19 protein-coding genes are annotated in these 24,241 nt (G+C 68.5%); 11 read left to right on the top strand and 8 right to left on the bottom strand.

Translation table 11 applies throughout. The features are described 5' to 3' along the window. Positions 1 to 25: 25 nt before the first annotated feature. Entirely contained in the window at positions 26 to 358 is a 333-nt protein-coding gene (locus QSJ19_RS20005) for a TfoX/Sxy family protein (protein WP_286322750.1), read from the top strand. A gap of 43 nt (positions 359 to 401) precedes the next feature. Here QSJ19_RS20005 and leuS read toward each other — a convergent pair whose 3' ends face one another. After that, positions 402 to 3,278, bottom strand: coding sequence for a leucine--tRNA ligase (leuS, locus tag QSJ19_RS20000; RefSeq protein ID WP_286322749.1), 2,877 nt, complete (start codon positions 3,276 to 3,278; stop codon positions 402 to 404). Positions 3,279 to 3,428: 150 nt separating this feature from the next. On the opposite strand from leuS, the gene QSJ19_RS19995 reads away from it, so the two are divergent. From QSJ19_RS19995 to QSJ19_RS19975, 5 genes are all read left to right on the top strand, one after another. Next, the gene (locus tag QSJ19_RS19995) at positions 3,429 to 3,923 is read left to right on the top strand and encodes an SdpI family protein (protein WP_286322748.1); all 495 of its coding nucleotides are present in this window, start codon (positions 3,429 to 3,431) and stop codon (positions 3,921 to 3,923) included. Positions 3,924 to 3,929: 6 nt separating this feature from the next. Then, positions 3,930 to 4,955, top strand: a complete 1,026-nt coding sequence (locus QSJ19_RS19990; protein ID WP_502876285.1) for a bile acid:sodium symporter family protein — start codon at positions 3,930 to 3,932, stop codon at positions 4,953 to 4,955. A 17-nt stretch (positions 4,956 to 4,972) separates the two neighbouring features. Beyond that, on the top strand, positions 4,973 to 5,638 hold the full coding sequence (locus QSJ19_RS19985) for a helix-turn-helix domain-containing protein (RefSeq protein WP_286322747.1): 666 nt from the start codon (positions 4,973 to 4,975) through the stop codon (positions 5,636 to 5,638). 119 nt (positions 5,639 to 5,757) lie between these two features. Continuing rightward, the gene (locus QSJ19_RS19980; protein WP_286322746.1) at positions 5,758 to 7,932 is read left to right on the top strand and encodes a DUF2254 domain-containing protein; all 2,175 of its coding nucleotides are present in this window, start codon (positions 5,758 to 5,760) and stop codon (positions 7,930 to 7,932) included. Next, a complete protein-coding gene (locus QSJ19_RS19975) occupies positions 7,929 to 8,261 on the top strand; it encodes a YbjQ family protein (RefSeq protein ID WP_286322745.1) in 333 nt (110 codons plus the stop codon). Before QSJ19_RS19980 ends, QSJ19_RS19975 begins: the two co-directional genes overlap by 4 nt. 18 nt (positions 8,262 to 8,279) lie before the next feature. Here QSJ19_RS19975 and QSJ19_RS19970 read toward each other — a convergent pair whose 3' ends face one another. Continuing rightward, positions 8,280 to 10,277: a CocE/NonD family hydrolase gene (locus tag QSJ19_RS19970; protein ID WP_286322780.1), complete on the bottom strand. Its 1,998-nt coding sequence runs from the start codon at positions 10,275 to 10,277 to the stop codon at positions 8,280 to 8,282. A 581-nt stretch (positions 10,278 to 10,858) separates the two neighbouring features. After that, complete coding sequence (locus QSJ19_RS19965) at positions 10,859 to 11,506, bottom strand: YqgE/AlgH family protein (protein ID WP_286322744.1); 648 nt, start codon at positions 11,504 to 11,506, stop codon at positions 10,859 to 10,861. Positions 11,507 to 11,554: 48 nt separating this feature from the next. Between QSJ19_RS19965 and QSJ19_RS19960 the strand changes: the two genes are divergently transcribed. Then, positions 11,555 to 12,883 carry an MFS transporter gene (locus tag QSJ19_RS19960; protein WP_286322743.1) on the top strand — a complete coding sequence of 443 codons (1,329 nt, stop codon included), beginning with the start codon at positions 11,555 to 11,557 and terminating at the stop codon, positions 12,881 to 12,883. Here the strand turns inward: QSJ19_RS19960 and QSJ19_RS19955 are convergent. Together QSJ19_RS19955 and QSJ19_RS19950 are read right to left on the bottom strand one after the other, a co-directional pair. Beyond that, the gene (locus QSJ19_RS19955; RefSeq protein WP_286322779.1) at positions 12,843 to 13,460 is read right to left on the bottom strand and encodes a hypothetical protein; all 618 of its coding nucleotides are present in this window, start codon (positions 13,458 to 13,460) and stop codon (positions 12,843 to 12,845) included. The genes QSJ19_RS19960 and QSJ19_RS19955 overlap by 41 nt on opposite strands. A 45-nt stretch (positions 13,461 to 13,505) precedes the next feature. Next, a complete protein-coding gene (locus QSJ19_RS19950) occupies positions 13,506 to 13,814 on the bottom strand; it encodes a hypothetical protein (RefSeq protein WP_286322742.1) in 309 nt (102 codons plus the stop codon). A 163-nt stretch (positions 13,815 to 13,977) separates the two neighbouring features. On the opposite strand from QSJ19_RS19950, the gene QSJ19_RS19945 reads away from it, so the two are divergent. Next, positions 13,978 to 15,069 carry an aminotransferase class V-fold PLP-dependent enzyme gene (locus QSJ19_RS19945; RefSeq protein ID WP_286322741.1) on the top strand — a complete coding sequence of 364 codons (1,092 nt, stop codon included), beginning with the start codon at positions 13,978 to 13,980 and terminating at the stop codon, positions 15,067 to 15,069. Between the two features lie 15 nt (positions 15,070 to 15,084). Here the strand turns inward: QSJ19_RS19945 and QSJ19_RS19940 are convergent, their stop codons facing one another. Further along, positions 15,085 to 16,623: a glycerol-3-phosphate dehydrogenase/oxidase gene (locus tag QSJ19_RS19940; protein WP_286322740.1), complete on the bottom strand. Its 1,539-nt coding sequence runs from the start codon at positions 16,621 to 16,623 to the stop codon at positions 15,085 to 15,087. Next, positions 16,623 to 17,225 (bottom strand): TetR/AcrR family transcriptional regulator, encoded by a 603-nt coding sequence (locus QSJ19_RS19935; RefSeq protein WP_286322739.1) that lies wholly within the window; start codon positions 17,223 to 17,225, stop codon positions 16,623 to 16,625. Before QSJ19_RS19935 ends, QSJ19_RS19940 begins: the two co-directional genes overlap by 1 nt. 20 nt (positions 17,226 to 17,245) lie before the next feature. Here QSJ19_RS19935 and QSJ19_RS19930 point away from each other — a divergent pair, with 20 nt between their 5' ends. After that, a complete protein-coding gene (locus QSJ19_RS19930) occupies positions 17,246 to 18,361 on the top strand; it encodes a YegS/Rv2252/BmrU family lipid kinase (protein ID WP_286322738.1) in 1,116 nt (371 codons plus the stop codon). A gap of 50 nt (positions 18,362 to 18,411) precedes the next feature. Here QSJ19_RS19930 and QSJ19_RS19925 read toward each other — a convergent pair whose 3' ends face one another. Next, a complete protein-coding gene (locus QSJ19_RS19925; RefSeq protein ID WP_286322737.1) occupies positions 18,412 to 19,854 on the bottom strand; it encodes a CCA tRNA nucleotidyltransferase in 1,443 nt (480 codons plus the stop codon). Between the two features lie 213 nt (positions 19,855 to 20,067). Between QSJ19_RS19925 and QSJ19_RS19920 the strand changes: the two genes are divergently transcribed. Beyond that, positions 20,068 to 21,252, top strand: a complete 1,185-nt coding sequence (locus QSJ19_RS19920) for an NUDIX hydrolase (protein WP_286322736.1) — start codon at positions 20,068 to 20,070, stop codon at positions 21,250 to 21,252. Further along, on the top strand, positions 21,245 to 24,187 hold the full coding sequence (locus QSJ19_RS19915; RefSeq protein ID WP_286322735.1) for a hypothetical protein: 2,943 nt from the start codon (positions 21,245 to 21,247) through the stop codon (positions 24,185 to 24,187). The genes QSJ19_RS19920 and QSJ19_RS19915 overlap by 8 nt, the downstream gene beginning before the upstream one ends. The last annotated feature ends 54 nt before the right edge of the window (positions 24,188 to 24,241 follow it).

The raw sequence follows: 24,241 nt of genomic DNA, 5'->3' as shown, positions 1-24,241 counted from the left end.
CCGTTGAAGACATACTCTCGAACCCGTGACTTACGACGACGACCTCGCCTACCGGATACGCGGGATGCTGGTAGCCGAGTGCGGGGTCGACGAGCGGTCGATGTTCGGGGGACTCGCGTTCCTCATCAACGGGAACATGGCGATCGCTGCCAGTGGCCAGGGTGGATTGATGGTGCGGGTGCCACCCGACCAGACCGAGGTCCTCCTCGAGTTCGACCACACCGCACCCATGGTCATGTCCGGACGCGAGACCCGAGGCTGGTTGCGTGTCTCCGACGACGGCATCAAGACCGAGCGCCAGCTGCAGCGCTGGGTCACGATCGGATCCGACTACGCGCGCAAGCTGCCGCCGAAGTAGATCTCGATACGGCCCCTCGCCTGGCGGCTCGATACCGGATTCCTTACGGGACGACGTTGACCATCCGGCCGGGCACGACGATCACCTTGCGGGGTTCGCCGTCGAGCAGGGCCGCAATCTTCGGATCGGCCAGAGCCGCAGCCCGGATGGTCGCCTCGTCGGCGTCGGCGGCCACCGTGATCCGGCTGCGGACCTTGCCCTTGACCTGGATCGGGATCTCGACGCTGTCCTCGACCAGCCACAGAGGGTCCGGCTCCGGGAACGGGCCGCGCGCCAGCAGTGACTGGCCGCCCAGCCGGTGCCACAGTTCCTCGGCGATGTGCGGCGCGAGCGGCGCCAGCATGACCACCAGCGGTTCGACGGCGGCACGGGGTGCGCCCGACTTCTCGAAGTTCTTGGTGAGGTGGTTGGTCAGCACAGTGAGCTTCGCTACCGCCGTGTTGTCACGCAACTCCGCATAGTCCTCGCGGACACCGGCGATCGTCTTGTGCAGCAGACGCATTGTGTCGTCGTCGAGATCGTCGTCGGTGGGTCGCACCGCTCCGGACTCCTCATCGACGACAAGTCGCCAGATGCGCTGCAGGAAGCGCTGTGACCCGACGACATCCTTGGTCGCCCACGGACGGGACTGATCCAACGGACCCATGAACATCTCGTACACACGCAAGGTGTCTGCCCCGTAGTCACGGCAGATGTCGTCGGGTGCAACGGAATTCTTGAGCGACTTGCCCATCTTCCCGTACTCCTGCGTGACGGGTTCGCCGTTGTAGAAGTATCCGCCGTCGCGCTCTTCGACGCCGTCGGCCGGCACGTAGACGCCCCGCGCGTCGGTGTAGGCGTACGCCTGGATCATGCCCTGGTTGAACAACTTCCGATACGGCTCACGGCTCGTCACGTAGCCCAGGTCGAACAGGACCTTGTGCCAGAACCGCGAGTACAGCAGGTGCAGCACCGCGTGTTCGACGCCGCCGATGTACAGATCGAGTCCGCCCGGATCGTCGGCGCCGTGCTCCTGCGGCCGCGGTCCCATCCAGTACGCCTCGTTCTCCTTGGCGCAGAAGGTGTCCTCGTTCGTCGGATCGATGTAGCGCAGCTGATACCAGGAGCTGCCGGCCCACTGCGGCATCACGTTGGCATCACGGGTGTAGGTCTTGACGCCGTCACCCAGATCCAGCTCGACGGTCATCCACTCGGTGGCCTTCGCCAGCGGCGGCGACGGCTCGCTGTCGGCGTCGTCGGGATCGAATGAGACCGGGGCATAGTCGTCCACTTCCGGGAGTTCCACGGGAAGCATCGATTCCGGCAGACCGTGGGCGTTGCCGTCCTCGTCGTAGACGATCGGGAACGGCTCGCCCCAGTACCGCTGGCGGGCGAACAGCCAGTCGCGCAGCTTGTACTGAATCGTGCCCGTACCGACGCCGTCGGCCTCGAGCCGGGTGATGATCGCGGCCTTGGCATCGTCGACCGACATCCCGTTCAGGAAGTCGGAGTTGACCAGCGGTCCGTCGCCGGTGAACGCCTCGGTCTCGATTCCCTGCTCGGAGCCGATGACCTCGCGGATCGGTAGCCCGAACACGGTGGCGAACTCGTAGTCGCGGGAGTCGTGACCCGGGACCGCCATGATCGCGCCGGTTCCGTAACCCATCAGCACGTAATCTGCGATGAACACGGGGACCTGGTCACCGTTGACGGGGTTGGTGGCGAAGCTGCCGGTGAACACACCGGTCTTCTCCCTGTTCTCCTGGCGCTCGAGATCCGACTTCGCGGCGATGCCCGCGCGGTAGGCCTTGATCGCCTCCCCCGGGTTCGACGCACCGCCGGTCCAGCGGTCGTCGGTGCCGTCCGGCCAGGTGTCGGCCGACAGTACGTCGACCAACTCGTGCTCGGGTGCGAGCACCATGTACGTCGCGCCGAACAGCGTGTCGGGTCGGGTGGTGAAGACATCGATGACGCCGCCGGCCACGGCGAACGACACCTGCGCACCCCGCGATCGCCCGATCCAGTTGCGCTGCATCGTCTTGACCTTGTCCGGCCAGTCCAGCAGGTCGAGGTCGTCCAGCAGGCGGTCGGAGTAGGCGGTGATGCGCATCATCCACTGGCGCAGGTGCTTACGGAACACCGGGAAGTTACCGCGGTCGCTGCGGCCGTCGGCGGTGACCTCTTCGTTGGCCAGCACGGTACCGAGCCCTGGGCACCAGTTCACCAGCGAGTCGCTGAGATAGACGAGGCGGTGGGAGTCGATCACCTCGTTGCGCTCGACCTGCGTCAAGGATGACCACTCGCGGCCGGCGAACTCCCCGTCATCGGCCAACGATCTCGAACCCGAGGCGTACTCGTCGATCAGTTCGGCGATCCGTCGCGCGCGCTTGTGCTCCGGGTCGTACCAGGCGTTGTAGATCTGCAGGAAGATCCACTGCGTCCAGCGGTAGAAGTCGACGTCGGTCGTCGCCACCCGCCGACGCTCATCGTGGCCGAGGCCGAGCCGGCGGATCTGTCCGAGGTAGCGCTCGATGTTCTCCTCGGTCGTCGTCCTGGGGTGGGTTCCGGTCTGCACCGCGTACTGTTCGGCGGGAAGTCCGAAGGCGTCGAAGCCCATCGTGTGCAGCACGTTGTGGCCGGTCATCCGCTGATACCGGGCGAAGACGTCGCTGGCGATGAAGCCGAGCGGATGCCCGACATGCAGGCCCGATCCCGACGGATACGGGAACATGTCCTGGATGAACACCTTGGCGTCGTCGGCGGCGGAGGCGCCGCCGAACGCACTCAGATCGCCCGCGAGCGGGCCGACCGGATTCGGCGCTTCGTAGGCATGCTGGTCCGCCCAGTTCCGCTGCCACCGAGCTTCGATCTCACCGGCGAGCTCGGCGGTGTACCGGTGGCCGGGCGCGGACGCAGGCACAGTGGAATCAGCTGAAGTCACCCGACCAGCGTAAATCGTCCGTTCAGTGGTGATGCCGACGGGGAGTGGTCTCGATACATCTCCTCGCTGCGCTCGTCGCATACTCGACCAGCCAAGAGCACGCGGGCGCAGATTGGTCGGCACACCACAGGGAGTCGTATCCTTGTCGGCGTGAGTGCCCTGCCTGTCGTCGCCGCCGTTCTCGTCTTCGCGCTCGCCGCGGTGTTGGCTGTCGTCGGTGTGCTCGGCCTGATCGGGCGCCTCCCGTTCAATCGCTGGATCGGGGTGCGCGCCGACGAGACGATGCGCTCGCGCGAAGCCTTCGATCTCGCCAACCGCGTCGCCGCCCCCGGCATGCTCGGTGCGGCCGGGATCCTGCTGCTCAGCGGGCTGGTGACGCTCGGTGTCGGCGGTTACTGGGCGATCGTCTTCGCCGTCGTCGGCCTCATCGCGGCCCTGTTCGTGGTCGGACTCGTCAGTGCGTACGGTGTCCGCGCCGCGGCCGTGCTCGCCGCCGACGACGACGGATGTTCCTGCTGTTCGTCGCACGAGACATCGGCCACCGACGTCGCGCACGAGTCGTCGCCCGCGGATGATTGCGGCACTTCCAGCTGCGGTGCCTGCAGCCTGCGCGGTGTCTGCTCCAACGAGTCCGCCCAGGCCTGACCCGCGGTGTCGTCACCGCTGTCGGTCGCGCGTGCTCTGCTGCGCCGATCCCCTATCGACGGCTTCATCCTCGCCATCCTGGCCGCGGTCGCGCTCGCCGCGCTGCTGCCCGCCCGCGGGTCGGCTGCCGACATCCTCGACTGGGCCGTCGTCGCGGCGATCGCCCTGCTGTTCTTCCTCTACGGCACCCGGCTGCATCCGCGTGAGGCGCTCGACGGTCTGAAGCACTGGCGGCTGCACCTGACCATCCTCGCGTTCACCTTCGTCGCGTTCCCGGTGATCGGTCTGGCCATACGCCCGATCGTGACACCGATCGTCGGTGCCGACCTCGCTGCCGGGCTGTTGTTCCTGTGTCTGGTCCCGTCGACGGTCCAGTCGTCGATCGCGTTCACGTCCATCGCGCGCGGCAACGTGCCCGGTGCGATCGTGAGCGCGTCGGCGTCGAACATCATCGGGGTGTTCCTGACACCGGTACTGGTGGTCGCACTCATGAGCACCGACGACGGGGTGCACATCGACACGTCGGCGGTCCTCCGGATCGTCGGACAGATCCTCGTGCCGTTCGTCATCGGCCAGATCGTCCGCCCGTGGGTGGGTGGGTTCTTCGGCCGCCATGCGCGGGCGACCAAGTTCGCCGACCGTGGATCGATCGTCCTGGTCGTCTACGTCGCGTTCAGTGAGGGAGTCCGGGACGGCATCTGGTCGATCGTCGACGCCGACGAAGTGATCGCGGTCATGGTGATCTGCCTGATCCTTGTCATCGTGATGCTGGTCGTCACCCGGTGGGTGCCGCAGCGTCTGGGCTTCGAACGAGCCGACCTCATCGCCATCCAGTTCTGTGGGACCAAGAAGAGTCTCGCCACCGGGTTGCCGATGGCCACGGTCCTGTTCTCCGGCACCACGGTCGGGCTGATCATCCTGCCGCTGATGATCTTCCACCAGATCCAGCTGATCCTGTGCTCGTGGCTGGCCACCCGATACGGACGGGACGCGGACGACGTCGACCGCTTGTCCACTGCGAGGAAACGATAGTTCGTTAGACTACGCCCATGAGTGCCGACGTTTCGAAGACGGTCCGCGACACCGGAGACCCCGCACCCGTCCAGCGGGAGGTCGTGGGTGACGCCCCGACGGGCGGCGACCTCGAGGCCGCGATCGCTCATCAGGTGCGCCTGCTCCGACGCAATGCCGGGATGTCGGTGGCCGACATGGCGACGAAGGTCGGCATCTCCAAGGCGATGCTGTCGAAGATCGAGAACGCCCAGACCTCGTGCAGCCTCTCGACTCTGGCACGGCTCGCGGCCGGTCTCGACGTCCCGGTCACCTCCTTGTTCCGCGGCGCCGACGTCGAACGCGAGGCCATCTACACCGAGTCCGGCAAGGGCGCGGTGATCGTCGGACGAGGCACTCGGGTAGGCCATCACTACGAGCTGCTCGGCGGGCTGCGTGGCCAACACAAACGATTGGAACCGGTGCTGGTCACCCTGACCGACGACAGCGAGGTGTTTCCCCGCTTTCAACATCCGGGCACCGAGATGCTGTACATGCTCGAAGGTGTGATGGTCTACGGGCACGGAAACGCCGAGTACACACTGCGTCCCGGCGACTGCCTGCTGCTCGACGGCGAAGGCATCCACGGCCCGCACGATCTCGTCCGGCTGCCGATCCGGTTCCTCGCCGTCACCGCCTACCCGGACAATCACGAGTCGGAGTAGGCACCCCTACTTCGCGACATCACCCACGATGGAACAAGGGTGATGTCACACAATCGGGGTGCGTGCGTCGGCCGCCCTTTTTCCTCCGCTCGCACACCGCGCCGAACTACGCTTCGCTCATGACCCGGTGGTTCGAGCACACGATCGTCGATACCGGGCGTCTGCCGCTGTTCTTCCTCCTGGTCGCCTTTGTGCTGACCTTCCTCTTCATCAGGCTCAGCGTTCGGATGATCCGGGCGGAGGTGAGCTGGTGGCCAGGCAATGTGACCCCGGGCGGGGTGCACATGCATCACGAGTTCTTCGGCATGATCCTGATGCTGATCTCGGGATTCTCGTTCGTCGCGCTCGCGAGTTTTCACACCCCGGTGGCCAACTGCGTGCTGGCGTCGGTGTTCGGGATCGGTTGCGCCCTCGTGCTCGATGAGTTCGCGCTCATCCTGCATTTGCGCGATGTGTACTGGGAAGAGGAGGGTCGTTCATCGATCGACGCCGTGTTCGTGGCGATCGCGATCGGTCTGCTGTTCCTGATGGGCCTGCGCCCCATCGGTTTCGGTGAGTTCACCGAGTATCAGGAGGCGGCCGACACGACGACGCGGATCGTGGTGCTGGTGTTCCTGGCCGGGGTGGTCACCCTCGCGGTCATCACCCTCCTGAAGGGCAAGCTGTGGACGGGCCTGATCGGCCTCTTCTTTGCTCCGCTGCTGTTCTTCGGCGCCCTGCGGATAGCGCGGCCCAAGTCGCCGTGGGCGCGGTGGCGGTACGTCGAGCGTCCGGCCAAGCTGGAGAAGGCGATCCGCCGCGAGCGGCGATATCGCGAACCGGTCGTGCGCTGGAAGGTCGTCGTCCAGGAGGCCGTCGCCGGACGATTCGGGGTGCCCGAGCCGGACCCGACCCCTGCTGTCCTGCCTCACACGATCGTCCCGCAGCGGACTGCGCCGAACCGCATGGCCGCAGCGCTGCGCTGGCGGCGGACGCGCCGAGAGCTGAAGCGGGACCCACCCTGGCGGCTGCCGACCGCGATGGTCGTCGTCGCGATCGTCGCGGGCCTGATCTCCGTCGGCATCGACGACTCCTTCGGCATTCAGGCCCTCGACGCCGACACCACGGCAACCCTGCTGGGCGTCATCGCCGGCGCCATGGCGACCCTCACGGGTCTGGTGTTCACCGCGGTCACCCTTGCCATGCAGTTCGGGGCATCGCAGATCTCCGTGCGTGTGATCCCGATGTTCCAGCAGGACAGGGTGATGCGCGCATCCATCGGCCTCTTTCTCGCGACGTTCGCGTTCGCCGTCATCGTCGCGGTCGACCTCGCGACGGTGGCCAACGAGCAGGAAGCACCGGTGATCTCGACAGTGATCGCCATCGTCCTCACCCTCGCGAGCACATTCATGTTCATGGTGCTCGTGGCCAAGGTCGGCAGCATTCTGAACTCGTCGCAACTCCTACGCTGGATCGAGTCCGAAGGCCGAGCGGCGGTGCGCAGGCTGTACCCGGATCTGCCCGGCGAGGTCGCCACTCAGACAGCTGTCAGCACCGAGGACGTCACTCGGGATCCCGGTCCGGTGAGTCTCGTTGTGACGCTGCGCGACACGCCCTCCCAGGGGCGCGTGCTCCTCGCCATCGACTTGGCGCGCATCCAGCGTCTTGCGATCCGGTGGGATGTGCGGGTGGATCTGCTCGTCGGCATCGGTGACTACGTACCGCACAATGCCGGAGTCTTCGAGATCGTCGGCGATGATCGGTTCGTGCGAGCGCACCAACTGCTGTCGTGCCTGCTCTTCGGGGACACACATCGACCGTCCGTGAGCCCGGCCGCTGCGCTGCAGGCGATCTCGGATGTCGCTCTCAAAGCTCTGTCGCCGGCCATCAACGACCCCAGCCGAGCGGTGCAGGCTCTCGACCACACGGAGGACCTCCTGCTCTTCATCGCCCCGAGGGTCCGGGCCGAGGCGCAGAACAACTCGCTGACCCTGATCGGCGGATACCGTCGCACATGGGGCGATTACGTCGGTATCGGCACCGATCAGATCCGGCACTACGGCCGAGGATCCATTCAGGTCCAACGCAGGCTGCGGGCCCTGTTCGAGACCCTCGCCGACCAATGTCCCGGCGACCAACAAGGCCCGCTCGTGGAGCGCATGGCCGCGCTCCACGACGAGGTGGCCGACTGGTCCACCTCGCTGGACCGACGACTCGCGGAAGCCGCCGACCGTCAGGGCTACGGATCGGAATCCGGACTCATCCGTCCACGCAGACTGCAGATCAACACACGACAGACAGGAGCAGACCGATGATCATCGTCACCACCAACGACATCCCCGGCTACCGCATCGCCCACACCTTCGGGGAGGTCTTCGGACTCACCGTCCGGTCACGGCACATCGCCTCGAACATCGGCGCCGGCCTGAAGTCGCTTGCCGGCGGCGAGCTCAAGGGCATCACCAAGCTCCTGCACGAGTGCCGCCAGGAGGCGCTCGAACGTCTCGCCGCCGAAGCGCAGCAGCGAGGCGCCAACGCGGTGGTCGCTTTTCGCTTCGAGACCACGGAGTTCAGCGACTCCGCGATCGAGGTGTGCGCCTACGGCACCGCAGTCGGGGTGGAGCAACTCGCGCCGGGCAACTGACCCACGGTCCGCCGAGCCCTATCCCACCGGCCGCGACAGCGGCAGGTTCACGAAACTCGGCCGGTTCGGGTCGAGCTGAATGTGCTGCGGACGCAACTGGGACTCGTTCAGCAACGGGCGCAACGGGAGTCCGCGCGGGAAATTCATCGCGAAGACGTCGACGCGGAGTCGGTGCCCGGGCCGGACCAGCGCCTCGGTGGGCAACAGCCCGATGTCGAGGGTGACCGGCCTGCCGGGCGCGACGCGCTGCCGCGAGGCGAGGGTCAACGTGTAGAACGGGTCGATGACATCACCGTTGGGCGCGAACTGCGACCGCTGCCGGTCGTAGCCGCGCAGCGAGGCCATCACCTGTCCGGAACTGATGACCTTCGACGTGCCGTCGGGCGCGACATCGTTGAGGGTCGCGGTCCAGTAGCCGTCGGTGGCATCCATAACGGTGTTCAGGTGCAGGTTGGTGTACCCCGACACGCTCCGGGTGGTCGCCATGGGTGCCGTCGTGAAGCTGAGCGCGTTGCGTTCGGAGATGCGGGCATCCTTGGCGCAGAACGGGAACAGCGCGAGGGCGCCGGCCAACTGTTGCGCGGCGTCACGGGAACACACGGTGGCCAGGCCGGGCGAGACGGTCAGACGTCCGCGTGAATCGGGAACGCCGGTGGTGAGGCTGCCGTCGCGGACCGCATACGGTGCGGTCCCGCTGCGACGGTCGTCGAGGTAGAGACGCTGCCGCGACATCCCTGCGCGCGGGAACTGCTGGGCGGTGATCCAAGGGTCGCCGACCTGCTTGAGGTTGACGGGACCGTACGAGTCGATGCCGTTGTCGATCCCCTTGAGCCACTTGTCGAACCAGGCCTTCTGCAGCACGTCCAGCCGAGGTGGGGTGTTGGCCCGGCCCTGCTGCCCCCCACCGACGGTCAGGTGATAGCCGTCGCCCATGATGAGCTGCTTACGGCCGGGTGGCAGCGGAATCGAATTGTACATCCGCACTTCACTGTTGGTGAAGAGATCGAACCATCCGCCGTAGATGAACGTCGGAGTGGTGATCCGTTCGGCGTGGTCGACCCACGCCTTGCGTGGTTCCGAGTTGGTCGTGAGCAGCTCGTCGAGTTCCGGCGGTACCGAGGGGATGTCCGGGGTCAGCAGCGCCGCGAACAGCTGCGGATAGAACGTGAGAGGGTCGGAGATGCGGTCCGCCAACCACTTCCAGTCGAAGGTGCCGTTCAGCATCGACGCCACGTTCGGCACCATCTTGGTCGTGTTGACGAGGGTGAGCCACAGCGGCAGGAAGCCGACGCCCAGGGCGCCACCGGGCGCCACGATGTCGCGGATCAGGTCGCCCCCGGGCTCGACCGGGAAGATCGCCTTGAGGGCCGGCGGGTTCTTGTTGGCCGCCTGCAGCTGATTGATCGCCGAGTAGGACACACCGGACATGCCGATCGTGCCGATCGACCACCTCTGACGTGCCGCCCAGTCGATGACCTCGACCGTGTCGGTCTGCTCCCGGCTCTGGAACACATCCCATTTCCCCTGTGAGAAGCCGGTTCCACGAACATCGACCACCACCTGTGTGTAGCCACTGCGGACGAGATCGAGATCGGCGAGGAAGGTACGGGCACCGCCGTCGCGGAGGGTGTCGGTGAGCTGGGCGATGTCGAGCGCCCCGCTGATGGGCTTGCTGACCTGCCCGACGGTCGTCGCGATCTGGGTGAGCAGCGGTTCGAGCACGGGATGCTGGGTGACGGCCGTGCCGAGGGCCGTGATGAGTTTGGTGTACGGCGTCATGTTCACGATCACCGGGTTTCGCTTCGCGGTGGCCCGTCCCCCACGATCGGCGGGACGATACACGTTGGCGCGCAACACTGTTCCGTCACTCATCCGGATCGGCACATCCCACGTGACAGATACGCCCGAATAGGGCTGCGGGCCGTCGTGCGACGCCGCCCACCGCGCGGCCGGCACTCCACCCGACGGAGTCGCCGGCGCCGCGTCGGACGAGGGTACCAGCACGAACGACACCATTGTCACCGACAGGAGGACACCGATGGCCCCCGTGATTCTCCCCAGTCGCACGTCCAGAACCCCCCGGGTTTGTGTGGGACAAGCGACCGTAAAGCTAGCAGATATTGTGGTCTGCGTCACCGGCGGATTCTCGTGGGCCTGGCAGAACGACCGCGTGGCACCTCGCCCCGGGGGTGGACGGATGCCACGCGGCCGGGTGACCGTCGTCGTCATCCGATGCCGTTGGCGACGTCGCGATCGGTCTCGATGCGGAGGTTGCCACCCCAGTGCTTCGAGATACCCGCGGTTACAGTCGCGCTGGCCGGCGCGCAGGTCTGCTCTTCCCAGACCCGGCGTCGAACATGATCTGCGCCCTGATGTTCGGACAGTGACTGCGATCCGCGGTGGACTCCACCACGATTCGGCCCTGGTTGGTCGGCACGTTGAGAATCTTGTTCCGCTTGCGCAGCCGTGTGTACGGCTGACCGCAGTCGTGGATGTCGATGCGATGGCTCTGCACCGCCGCCGACGACGGGGGCAACGAACGTACGATTCCTGCCCTGGCGGCCGACTACCCGACTCGGTCGCGGTCGCGGTCGAGCTCAGTTGCGGGACACGTCCAGCGGGTGACTCGCGAACAGCGGCATCGGCCACGGCTGGCGGCGCAGGACCTCACCCCAGAGGTCGGCGGTCGGCGGGGCGAGGAGATCCTTGGCCAACGCCGAGGCGAGCATCCAGCTGTTCTGTTCGAGTTCGCCGTCGAGCTGGCCGATTCCCCACCCCGAGTACCCGGCGAACACGCGGACGCCCTCGATCACCTCCGACAACTCCTCCGGATCGCCGTCGAGATCGACGAGCACGACCCGGCCGTCCACCGGACGCAATGCCTCGTACCCACTGATGTCGGCGCCGAGTTTGACGACACCCAGACACAACGCGGCGTCCTGCTTGACCGGTCCGCCGACGAACAGCGCCCGCGGCGATGCCGCGAGATCGGTCCATTGAGGCAGCAGATTGTGCACCGCCGTCTGGCTCATCCGGTTGATCACCACGCCCAGACTGCCGCCGTCGTTGTGTTCCATCACGTAGATGACAGTACGGGCGAACGTGGGTTCGAGGAGGTCGGTGGAGGCGAGGAGAAGGGTGCCCGGCCGGACGCGACCGGCGGCGGGAACGGCGCGCTGCGCGTCCCGTGCCCCCTCTGGGTAGAACTCGGGGGTCGGGTCCTCGGAGTCGTCGCCGGCCACCACCACATCATCGCATGGCCGGGCGGCGGAGGTCGGTAGTCTGGATCAGTGATGTCATCGGATCGTGGCACCGCCGGATTGCGGGGTTTCGTCCGTTCGCTCGGACATTCCCCCGGTCTCGGCCGACTGTTGGCGGTCAGGCTCACCAGCCAGATCACCGACGGTGTCTTCCAGGCTGCGCTCTTCGCGTCGATCCTGTTCAACCCCGAACGGCACGCCGATCCGTTGGCCGTGGCGGGCGGACTGGCGGTACTGCTGCTGCCCTACTCGGTCATCGGTCCGTTCGCCGGCGCACTGCTCGACCACTGGGACCGACGGCACGTCCTGATGTACGCCAACGTCATTCGTGGCGTCCTGATCTCGCTCGTCGCCCTGGCGATCGCGACGGGCGCCACCGACACGGTGGTGCTCATCGGCGCGCTCGCGGTGACCGGTGCGAGTCGGTTCGTCGCGTCCGGACTGTCGGCGTCACTGCCACACGTCGCCCATCGAGACGTCATCGTGGCGACCAACGCACTGTTCACGACGCTGGGCGCGGGCATGCTCGCGGTCGGCGCCGGCATCGCGGCGGTCCTCCGCGCGATCTTCGGCCCCGACAACTCGGGTAGCGCGCTCACCACGCTCGGCGGTGTGGTCATCGCACTCATCGCCGCTGCGCTGGCGCACGGATTCGGCCGACTGCAACTCGGGCCCGACGAACCCGATGATCCGGGGCGATCCGCGGTGCACGCGGTGACCGTCGGCCTGCTGCACGGCGTCCGGGCGGTCGCCGGTTCGCGGACGGTGTCCGCGGCGTTGTCGGCGATCGGTGCGCACCGACTCGTGTTCGGCGTCAACACGCTCATGTTGCTCGTGCTGAGCAAGAATTCGGGCCTGGGCGACGGTCTCGCCGGGGTGAGTGTCGTCGCCGGGTTCACGGCGGGTGGCGCGTTCCTGGCCGCCGTCGTGACCCCGTACTCGGTCGACCGGTTCGGGCGGCGCCCGACGCTGATCACCGCATTGCTCGTCGGCGCGGTCGCAGAGCTGTCGCTGCTCACGTTCAACGCGATCGTGTTCTGTGTCTCCGCATTCGTCCTCGGTCTCATCGGGCAGATCGCCAAACTGTGCGGCGATGTGGCGATGCAGGTGGACATCGGCGACGCCGTACGCGGCCAGGTGTTCTCCGTCCAGGACGCCGTCTTCAACATCGCCTACGTCGGGTCGGTGACGCTGGCCGCGCTGGCCATCCCCGCCGACGGACGGTCACACGTTCTGCTGATCCTGGGCACCGTCGTGTACCTGATCAGCGCGGTCGTCGTGCGTTTCCTGCACACGCCGCCCTATCCGCAGCATCATCCGGTCACCGACGATCGAATCGAGGCGAACGGTCGTCATAACTGACGTCGGCGCGACCGTCCCCGTCCTCGTCGACGAGGACACGGTCGAATCGTCCGTCGCCGTCGGAGTCGACGAACAGGCGCTGCGCCACCGGCACCCCGGCGCGGCGGGTGCCGACCAGTTCGACGTCCGCGGTCCCGTCACCGTCGAGATCCTCCGAACGTCGCACGACGACAGCATCCCCGTCCGACGGCGGTGTCGTCGGCATCCTCACCGGCGGATCCGCGACGCGTCCGGGTGCCGGCGGAATCTCCGGCGGTCCCTCTGCAGACCCACCCGGTCGACGATCATCCGCCGGCGGGGTGTGCGGATCCGTCACGCGCTCTCCCCACACACCCGCACCGGAGTCCCGGTAGAACTCGTCGGGCCGGCCGTCGTCGTCACGGTCGATCGCCACCACGTCCGCGGTGCCGTCACCGTCGGTGTCCCACATCGCGTCGTCCCGACGGCCGTCGCCGTCGAAGTCGAGGCGCACGGCATCGGCGTGACCGTCACCGTCGAGGTCGGCGTCCGGGGCCGACACCCACGACGACGTCTGCCCGTCGCCGGTGCCGAACAGATACTCGATGGCCGGGTCCATGGTCTTTCGACGCACGGGAGGGCCGATCGGTTCCGTCCGGGTGCGTCACCGATGCCCGGGCACGTGATCGGTCTCGATCGTCATCCGCGGCCATGGGGGCTGACGCAACACCGCGGCCGTCCCGAGGGTCGCCGCGATCAGGCCGGTCAGCACGCCGATCATCGCAATACGGCCCTGGTCGACGGCGGGTGTCCACGTCGTCGTCCCGTCGGTCACGGTGTACGCGCCGACCGGAACGCGCGTGCCGCGAAGGCCGCGGCGCGTCACCGGGATCATGGTCGTGTGATCGTCGATGGTGATCGGGTCACCGAAGTACTCGCCGCGACGGGCCGTCGGGGTGTCGGGAACAGACATCGCATCCTCTTTCCTGGGTGGCGGTCTCGGGCCGTCCGGGACGACGGTCACCTCGCCCCTCGAGTATCGGCGTCGGTGTGCGCCCACGGTAGGTCCGTGACCGGGTGGGCCGGGCGAGGGCCGCCGACCGGCCGGGCGCCGAGGGCCGGTAGGTTCAGGGTCTATGTACGTGAGCGAACTGGGTGAACAGTGGCGCCGGTCCCGCCTCCGCCCCGAGATCGTCCACCTCGACTCCGCGGCCGCGGGCCGGTCCTCGAACGCCGTCATCGGTGCCATCTCCGCCCACCTCTGGCGCGAGACCGAACGTGGTTCGTACATCGCCGCCGAGGACCGTGCGGAGGAGATCGCACGGGACAAGCGCGATCTCGCGTCGCTCATCGGCCACACCCCGGACGAGCTCGCGTTCCGCGAGAGCGCGCGGGCGGCCCTGCGCGCATTGCTGACCTACTGGAACCTGCCGATGTCGACGACGGTGTGGGTGGCCAAGAACGAATTCGGCCCCAACCTCGTGGAATTCGAACGGCGCGGGTACGCGGTCCGGCCGCTTCCCGATGCCGACATCGCGGGCCACGTCGACACCGATGCCCTCGAGAACATGCTGCAGTTCGAGCAGCCCGACTTCCTCCACATCTGCCACATCGGCTCCGCATCCGGTGTGGTGCAGCCGGTCACGCGCATCGTCGAGATCGCGCACGCCGCAGGTGTACCCGTCGTCGTCGACATGGCGCAGTCGGCGGGACACACGCCGACGGTCACCGGCGCCGACGTCGTCTACGGCACCAGCCGCAAGTGGCTGGCCGGGCCGCGCGGAGTCGGGTTCGTCGCCGTCCGCAAGGACGCGCTCCGTGCGGTGAGCATCGAGAGTTCGGAGGCGTTCGTCGCCGGCCGGCTCGGTCTGGGTGTCGCGGTGTCCGAGTTGCTCGCGATCGGTCAGCAGCGGGTGTTCCGCGAACTCGCGGCCATCGGCCGGGCGACCCGCGAACGTCTCGACGGCATCGGCAGCTGGGAGGTTCTCGAGCCCGTCGACGAACCGTCGGCCATCACCACCCTGGCCCCGCCACCCGGGTGGCAGCCGTCGGATGTGCAAGCGGCACGCGACAAGCTGCTGTCGGCGGGGATCCTCGTGACCGGCGCCGACTCGTGGCGTGCGCCGCTGGCAACCGAGCAGTCGGTGCTACGGGTCAGTCCGCACCTCGATGTCGAACGCGAGGATCTCGATCGACTGGCCGACGCGCTGCGCACGATGGGCTACTGAGGCGGCCGACGGCGCTCAGCCGCGCAGGCTCCCTGACGCGTCCAGGATCTCCTCGATCGCCGGGCGCGCCAGGTCGGCGTCGCCGGTCACCAGCCCGATCCGGGTGCGACGGTCGAGCACGTCCTCGACGGTGAGTGCACCCTCGTGGGTCACCGCGAACTCCGCCTCCGCCCGCGTGACGTCGAGGGTTCCGGCGATCGGATCGAGCGGGCGGTCCACCCGCGCCGACGACACGACTTTCGCTGCCTCCGAACCGAATCGCGCGACCAGGGACTCGGGGAGGTCGCCGCGGTGACGAACTCCCGCAGCGCCGATGAGCGGGGTCATCGTGGTGATGCAGGCGCCCGCGGTCAGGCCACCCGCGCTGACCGCGGCGTCGACGGCGTCCTGCGCCATCCGGCGGTACGTGGTGAGTTTGCCACCGAGCACACCGATGAGCGTGCCGTCGGCCTGCACCCGGTGTCGTCGGGAGACGTCGGCGAGATCGCCTGCACCAGAACCACTCTCCGCACCCGTGTCGACCAGGGGACGCAGCCCCGAGTATGCCCCGACGACATCTGCGCGTGAGACAGGTCGGGCGAGTGCGACATTCACCGCGTCGATGAGGAAGTCGATCTCGTCGTCGTCGGGCTGCGCGACGTCGGGGATCGGGCCGGGCGCGTCGACATCGGTGAGTCCGACATGTACACGGCCGAGCTGTTCGGGCAGCGCGAACACGAACCGCGAGATGGATCCGGCGATCGGGACGGTCAGGGCGCCGGTCGGATGACCGAAGGTGGCGGCGTCGAAGACGAGATGCGTGCCCCGGCTGGGCCGCAGACGCACCGACGGATCCACGGCGCCCGCCCACACACCCGCGGCGTGGACGACGGTCCGCGCAGAGACGTCGAAACCCTCACCCGTGCGTGTATCGGTCAGGCGCGCACCGGTTCCGGTCACCTGGTCGGCGCGTGTCCGGGTGCAGATGAGTGCGCCGAACGCGGCAGCCGTGCGCGCGACGGCGACCACGAGACGGGCATCGTCGATCAGCTGTCCGTCGGTGCTGGCGGAGCCGCCGCGCAGCCCCGTCGTCGACACCGTCGGACACAGGCCCACGACCTCGTCGACGCCCAGTCGCGACGGTCCGGCGAGGACCGACGACGGCGTGCGGGCTGCTCGCCGCAGCACGTCACCGGCCCGGAACCCGGTCCGGATCAGCATCGACGAAGCACGAGAACCGTTGTCCGGGACCACCTGTCGCAGGGGCCGGATGAGGTGTGGGGCGATCGACGTCATGAGGTGATGGCGTTCCACGGCGCTCTCGTAGGCGATCGGCAGGTCGCCGCCGGCCAGGTATCGGAGGCCGCCGTGCACGAGCTTGCTGCTCCACCGCGACGTGCCGAAGGCGAGGTCGTTCGCCTCGACGAGCGCGACCGAGAGTCCACGGGTCGCGGCGTCGAGAGCCACACCCGCGCCGGTGATCCCGCCGCCGATGACGAGGACGTCGAGTGTGGTGACGCCGTCGGCGAGGGCGGTGAGGGCCGCATAGCGCTGCTCCGCGTTGAGAGCGCTCATCAGGTCGCCGTCGGCAGCAGCTCGGGTCGGCGTAGATACGACGACAACGCGTAGTGCAACTCCCGGCTCCACTCGTCGCCGAGGATCGACTCGACCAGCGCGCGCGACTGGATCGCCGACTGCGTGATCAGCAAGACCATCGACGCCATCTTCTCCGGGTCCCCGTCACGGACCTGCCCGCGCTCCTGACCGCGCGAGATCGAGTCGGACAGGATGGTGAGCACGCCCTGCTGGCTCGCACCCAGACGGTCGAAGACATACGGCATCATGAACTCGCGCTGTTCCCGCCACAGAGCGGCGACGAGTTCGTCGTCGCGCAACGCGGCCGCCACCCGGACGACGAGGTCGATCGTCGCGTCGAAGTCGGCGGTGCGCAGGGGTGTCGCGTCGGTCACCGCGGAGATGATGCCGAGGACCTCGCGGGTGAGCAGGGCACGCAGGATCTCGGACATGTCCGGCCAGCGGCGATACACAGTCGGGCGGCTGACGCCGGCCTCGCGGGCGACCTCCGCGACGGTCACCTTGCGGCCGTCCTTACGCACCAGACAGTCGCGGGCGGCGTCCAGGACCTGATCGGCGATGTCCTCTTTACAGATTGACATGATGTGTAACACTGTAACCCATGGGCGCTCCCACCCACGACCCGTCCCGCGACAGCGTCGTCGACAACCATGTCGACATCCCCGCCGACACCGCTGTGCAGACCGACGCTGTGCAGACCGACGCTGTGCAGACCGACGCTGTGCAGACCGACGCTGTGGAGACCGACACCGCTGTGCCGACCGACGCTGACGCCGCCACTGCCGGCCACCGCTCCGGCGGTGTCTCCCGCGTCCCAGGCCACGTCACGGTCCTGGCGAATCCGCATGCGCGCCACGGCGCCGGGAAGATGATCGCCGACGAGGCGGTCGCCGCCTTCCGCTCGCGAGGGGTCGACACCGAACTCATCGTCGGACGGGACGCGGCCGAGGCCGCCGAGCGCGCCGGCAAGGCCGCGCGCGGTGACACCGACGCCCTCGCGGTGGTGGGCGGAGACGGCAGCATCCGGCTGGCGCTGGAGGCCGCCTTCGGGACCGGCACGCCGATCGGCGTGATCCCCGCCGGATCGGGCAACGACGTCGCCCGCAACCTCGACATCCCCATCGAGGACGTCGACGCCGCCGTCGAATTGATCAGCCGTGGCCACACCCGCACCATCGACCTGGGGCGGGTCACCTTTCCCGACGGTCGCTCCGAACTGTTCTCCACCGTCGCCGCAACGGGTTTCGACGCCTCCGTCACCGCGCGGGCGGTGGGGATGTCGTGGCCGAAGGGTCAATCCCGCTACACCCTGGCTGCCCTCCGCGAGCTGGTCGGTCTGCGGTCGCGGCACTATCACGTGCGCGTCGACGACACGAAGCTCGACGGCGACCTCGTGTTCGCCGCCATCGGCAACACCGCCTCCTACGGCGGTGGCATGCTGATCACCCCGAACGCCTCCATCACCGACGGTCTGCTCGACGTCACGATGGCGAGCAGACCCTCCCGATTCGCCCGCCTCACCGTCGCCAAGGTGTTCCCCACCGTCTTCACCGGCCGCCACCTCGCGCACCCGATGGTGCGCACCTTGCGCGGCAGGGAGATCGAACTCTATTGCGACCCAACGGCTCTGGTGTCGATCGACGGTGACCTCGTCGGCGAGCTGCCCGCGGTGTTCGAGGTGGTGCCGTCGTCGGCGGAGGTATTCGCCCCTTCGTGACGCTCGCGGGCTCACTCCTCTCAGGGAGCAGGTTCCGCTCGCGGGCTCGCTCAGCGCTCGGAGGTGGCCGCCCACCATTCCCGCAGAGCCTGCTCGGCCTCGTCGCGGGTGAGGGGACCGCGGTCGAGGCGCAGTTCCTTGAGAAACCGCCACGCCTGACCGACCTGCGGGCCCGGCCGCAGGCCGAGGAGTTCCATGATGGCGTTGCCGTCGAGGTCGGGCCGCACCCGGTCGAGATCCTCGGCCGCCTTCAGGTCGGCGATCCGGTGCTCGAGGTGGTCGTAGTTGTCCTGCAGGCGGCGGGCGCGCCGCTTGTTACGGGTCGTGCAGTCGGCGCGGACCAGCTTGTGCAGCCGGTCGAGGAGATCGCCGGCATCGGTGACGTATCGGCGGACCGCGGAATCGGTCCAGGTGCCGTCGCCGTATCCGTGGAACCGCAGATGCAGGAACACCAGCTGTGACACGTCGTCGACGACGGCCTTCGGGTACTTCAGTGCGCGCATCCGCTTGCGGACCATCTTCGCGCCGACGACCTCGTGGTGGTGGAAGCTGACCCCACCGCCCGGCTCGTGGCGTCGTGTCGCCGGCTTCCCGATGTCATGCAGCAGCGCAGCCCATCGGAGGACCAGGTCGGGATCGCCGACCTCGAGGTCGATCGCCTGCTTCAGCACCGTCAGCGAATGCTGATAGACGTCCTTGTGCTGGTGATGCTCGTCGATGGTGAGCTTCATGCCCGGCACCTCGGGCAGGACACGTTCGGCGAGACCGGTGTCGACCATGAGATCGATGGCCTCGAGCGGGTGCTCGCCCAGGATCATCTTGTCGAGCTCGGCGCGGACGCGTTCGGCGGTGATCCGCTCGATCTGCCCCGCCATGTCCGTGATGGCGTCGAACACCCGGGGCGCGACCCGGAATCCGAGCTGGGAGACGAATCGGACCGCGCGCAGCATCCGCAGCGGGTCGTCGTCGAACGACTCCTGGGGCGTCGCGGGGGTGTCGATGACGCCGGCGAGCAGTGCGGCGAGTCCGTCGAGCGGATCGCAGAAGTCGGCCGGTCCGTCCGGGCCGATCCGGACCGCCATCGCGTTGATGGTGAAGTCGCGCCGGACGAGGTCGTCGTCGAGCGTTTCCCCGAACACCACCTGGGGATTCCGCGACACCCGGTCGTAGGAGTCGGCGCGGTAGGTGGTGATCTCGACGATCTGATCGCCCTTGCGCGCGCTGATGGTGCCGAAGTCGATGCCGGTGTCCCATTGTGCGTCGGCCCACCCCGCCAGCAGCGCCGACACCTGGTCGGGCCGGGCATCGGTGGTGAAGTCGAGGTCGCCGGACAGCCGGCCGAGGACCGCGTCGCGCACCGAGCCGCCCACGAGGAAGAGTTCGTGTCCGGCGTCGGCGAAAGCGGCTCCCAGCGGCACCAGAACGTCGGAGAGTCCCCGCAACGTCACGGCCGCCGATGCCAGCAGGCGAGTACGGCGTTCGGGGTCGGTCACGGCATGTCAGCCTACCGTCGGGGTCTCCCCCGGCCACAAATGCCGATTCGGCCATGCGGGTGTCGTCGGCGGCTCGGGGTCGGCACAGGGTCGCCGCGTGGTCGCCGACGACCCGCCGCCCTGGTCGTCGGGTGGCCCGTTCGGCCGACGTCACCGCGCCGCGGGCGCCCCATCAAGGCAAACGGCAGGTGACCAACGGCTAGCATCGAGAACGTGTCCGTCGATCCGTCCACCGACCCCTCTGACGTCTCTTCCGACGTCACAGCGGGTCGCGGTCGTCCCGGTGACGCATCCCACAGCTCGTCGTCGGACCGCACGGACGGTCCCGGCGGCCGTCGGATCACCCCCGCGGACCTGGCTCCCCCGGGTGCACTCCGGAAGTCACCGGCCCCTGACGACTCCGGCAGTGGTACGTCGCGCGGCGGTCGCCGTGGCCGCCGACGGCGGGGGCGTCGCCCGTCCCCGACACCGTCGACGACGGCCGATGTCCCGCACGCCGAACCCGAGCAGAGCGCACCGCTGAGGCCGGCCGAACGCCGGGACAACCCCAAGCCGGGTCCGATGCCGAAACGCACCACCGAGCCCGACCGGGTGGACTCCGACGACGACCTGCAGCCGACGCACACGCGCGTCTCGCCGCCGAAGCCCTCCGACCTGGTCGCGGTCACCGCGAAGATCACCAAGACCGGACTGACGCACACCGCCGGCGCCGACGGCACGCCCAGTGGCAAGACGAAGGGTCGTCGTCGCAGCGGCGGCAGCCGCCCCGAACGGGGGCAGGAACGCCTGCGGACCGTGCGCGAGACGTCCGCGGGCGGCCTCGTGATCTCCGACCTCGACCTTCCCGTCGACCAGCTCGCGGCCGCGCTCATCGGCCGTATGGATCGTCGCGGCCGGATGATGTGGTCCTTGCCGAAGGGCCACATCGAGACCGGCGAGACCGCCGAACAGACCGCGATCCGCGAGGTCGCCGAGGAGACCGGCATCGAGGGCACCGTCGTCGCGCCGCTCGGCAAGATCGACTACTGGTTCGTCAGCGAGGGTCGGCGCATCCACAAGACCGTCCATCACTATCTGTTGCGCAGTATCGGGGGTGAGCTCTCCGACGCCGACTACGAGGTGAGTGAGGTGGCATGGGTGCCGCTGGCCGAACTACCCCGGAAGCTCACGTACTCTGACGAGCGGCGACTGGCCCGGATGGCCCGCGGCGTCATCGCCGATCTCGCCGCCGACCCGAACCGGTTGGCCCAGTCCGAGGCCGAGAGCATTCGCACCGAACCCAACGCCTATGAGAGAGCCGCAGCCGCACGCAACCAGCGCCGCAACGAACCGCCGCCCCCGGCGCGGTCCCGTCGGCGCCGGAGGCGTCCCCGGCGTCCACCGGCCGACGATGCCTGACGGCCGGGTGTCACGTCGGCCGGTTCTGCTCACCTTCATCCCCGGGCCCCGAGGTCCCGGATCCCGGATCGTCCGGGCGTGCGCCGCGATCCTGACCGTCCTCACGATGCTCGTGTTGTCGTCGGCACCAGCGGCCGCCGACCCCTCTGCCACCGACCCCTCTGGCACCGACCCCTCGAGCACCGACTCCGGGACCTCGGCCACCGGCGCGACGGCCGACGCCGGCTCCGGCACCGACGAAGGGGTCGCCAGCAACTTCCTCCGACTCTCGGTGACCTCGACGTCCCCGTCAATGGTGACCAGCAGCGGCTCGAATGTCGTCACCGTCACGGGCCGTCTGGAGAACATCGGCGACCGGATGCTGCGGAACCTCTCGGTGCGTCTCGAACGCGGCGATGCCGTGTCCGACGCCGCCGGCTTACGCAGCAGCCTCGCGGTCACGCCGGTGCCCGTCAGCGCCGCGACCCCGTTCCGTCCGATCTCCATGGAGCTGCAGCCGGGATCATCCATCTCGTTCACCGTGTCGGCATCCTTGTCGGGCGAGGACGGTCTCGACATCCAGCGCACCGGTGTGTTCCCGCTGAACGTCAACGTCAACGGCCTGCCCGACTACGGCAACCGCGCCAAACTCGCGCAGTCGCGCACGCTGCTCCCGGTGCTGTCGTTGCCTCCGGACCGCGCCCGGGCCCAGCAGTACGTCGATCCCAGCGAGGGTGAGGGCGAGACCGCCGACACCGACCTCGGGGCCGACGGTTCGGTGTCGGCCGACCTGTCGAGTCCGTCGCGGCTCACGATGCTGTGGCCACTGTCGGCTCCCCCGCAACTCACTCCCGGCGTCCTCGGGGGCAGCACGCAACCGGTTCGACTCGTCGGCGACGACCTGTCGCGGTCGTTGTCGCCGGGCGGGCGCCTCGACACACTCCTCGCGGCCGCACGATCGGTGACCGGTGACGACGGTGACGACGACGACGACGGCGACTCCGACACCTCACTGCCATCGGGTTCCGAACCCGCTACCAGCCGCGACGGCGCCTCGCAGCCACCCGAGTCGTCGGCGCCGTCATCGGGGCAAGCATCGTCGGGGCAACCGTCGTCGGGGCAACCGTCGTCGGGGCAACCGTCGTCGGGGCAGCCTGCGGCCCCGGCCGGGAGGCAGCCGTCGAAACTCCAGCAGAGCATGTGCCTGGCGATCGATCCCGATCTGCTGGTGACGGTCCGTGCGATGTCGCTGGGCTACGAGGTGTCGTCGGATCCGATGGACCCGACGTCACCGGCGACGCCCGGCACCGGGCAGTCGGCGGCGGCCGACTGGCTCGCCGAACTGCGCGACGTGTCATCGCGCATGTGCACCGTCGCGTTGCCGTTCGCCCAGGCCGATCTCACGTCGCTGTCCCGGATCGCCAACTCCGGCCTGACCGACGCGGCGCTGTCCACCCCCTCGGATGTCGTCGACGCGATCCTCGGCGTGCGCAGCGTCCGGGGACTGACCATCCCGGCGCTGGGCACGATGGACGCGACCGGCGCGAGCGTGCTGTCGTCGGCGGGGATCGGCAAGGCCGTCACGTCGACGACCGGTGTCGATCCCACCCGTTCGACCCCGACCGGCGACTACCGGGTCGGTGACCTGAGTGTGCAGACCAGCGATCCGTCAGTGACCGCTGCGCTCGCCGCCGCCGGCGACGCACCCGCGACGACGCCGCTGACACCACCCGCCCAACGGGTGTCGTTCAACGACGAGTCGCCCGCGGCGCGCCGACAGGCCGCCCTCTCCGCGCTCGCCTACCCGTCGATCGCCTCACCCGGCCGTGGTGAGGGTGCGCGACCGCCGCTGCCCGTGGCCGGGCGCAGCTCCTTCGTCGTGCCGCCGACCTACTGGGCACCGTCGACCGACGATGCCAACGCCCTGTTCACCACCGCCACTGTCCTGTTGGAATCCGGCGCGGCCTCCCCCGGGCCGCTGTCGGACGTCGTCGGCGGTCTCGACAGGACGACCGCGGACGCCCGTTTCGTGCCACCGCCGGGCGTCGATCCGCTCGCCTCGCTCGGCCTGGCCGTCGACGAGCGCACCGCGACCACCATCCGCGACCACGCGGACCTGTCGTTCCAGTTGCAGGCGTCGCTGATGAGCTCTGCGGATGTGGCGGCGTCGCCGGAGCGCTACATGGCCCCGCTGCGTGAGGACCTGCTGCGGGCGGTCCGCAGTCCCGACCGCGAGGCGCCTGCCGTGCGGGCGCAGATGCGGACCCAGCGCGACGGCCGGATCGCCGCCGTCGACACCACGCTGGCGCGGATGCGGAACTCTGTCACGATCCTCGACCCCGGCGGCCGATACACCCTCGCCTCCGAGCGCAGTCCCCTGCTCCTCGTCGTCCGCAACGAGCTCTCACTGCCGATCCGGGTACGCATCGACGTGTCGGCGCCGCCGGAGCTCGACGTCGGCGACCTCGGCGTGATCGAGATCCCCGCCAACGGGACCCGGCAGATCCAGCTGCCGACACGCGCGGAGAACTCCGAGGCGATCACCGTCACGATCGGGATGTCGACGTCGAGCGGCATCTCGCTGGGTTCCCCGATCAGTCTCTCCGTCCATGCGAACGCCTACGGGAAACCGCTGTTCTACGTGACGATCGTCGCCGGGATCGCGTTGGTGCTGCTGACCGCACGACGGTTGTGGCACCGATTCCGCGGTCAGCCCGACCCCGCCGACGAGGACCGCCCCGACCCCGATGAGCACGATCGACTCCTCGCGGGCAGCACGTATCAGCAACGTCGCCGTACCCTGCATCAGGAGCACCGGGCGCTCGAGGATCCCGTCGACGAGGATGCGCCGGACCCGTATCGGTCGGAGACCGGCCGGGCGGATGCGGGACGAGCAGGACCGGAGCGAGCCGACCAGACGCCCACGCCGGGCACGACCGACCGAGAAAGGCCATGACCGACCAGGGACCACGCGAGCCGCGTCGAGCAGCACCCCGCCGGATTCCTCCGG

It is taken from the genome of Gordonia sp. ABSL11-1, assembly GCF_030315685.1.
In the GTDB taxonomy this organism is placed as follows: Bacteria; Actinomycetota; Actinomycetes; order Mycobacteriales; family Mycobacteriaceae; genus Gordonia.
The sequence above is the reverse complement of the archived record's forward strand: the minus strand, read 5'-3'. Positions and strand labels throughout refer to the sequence as shown.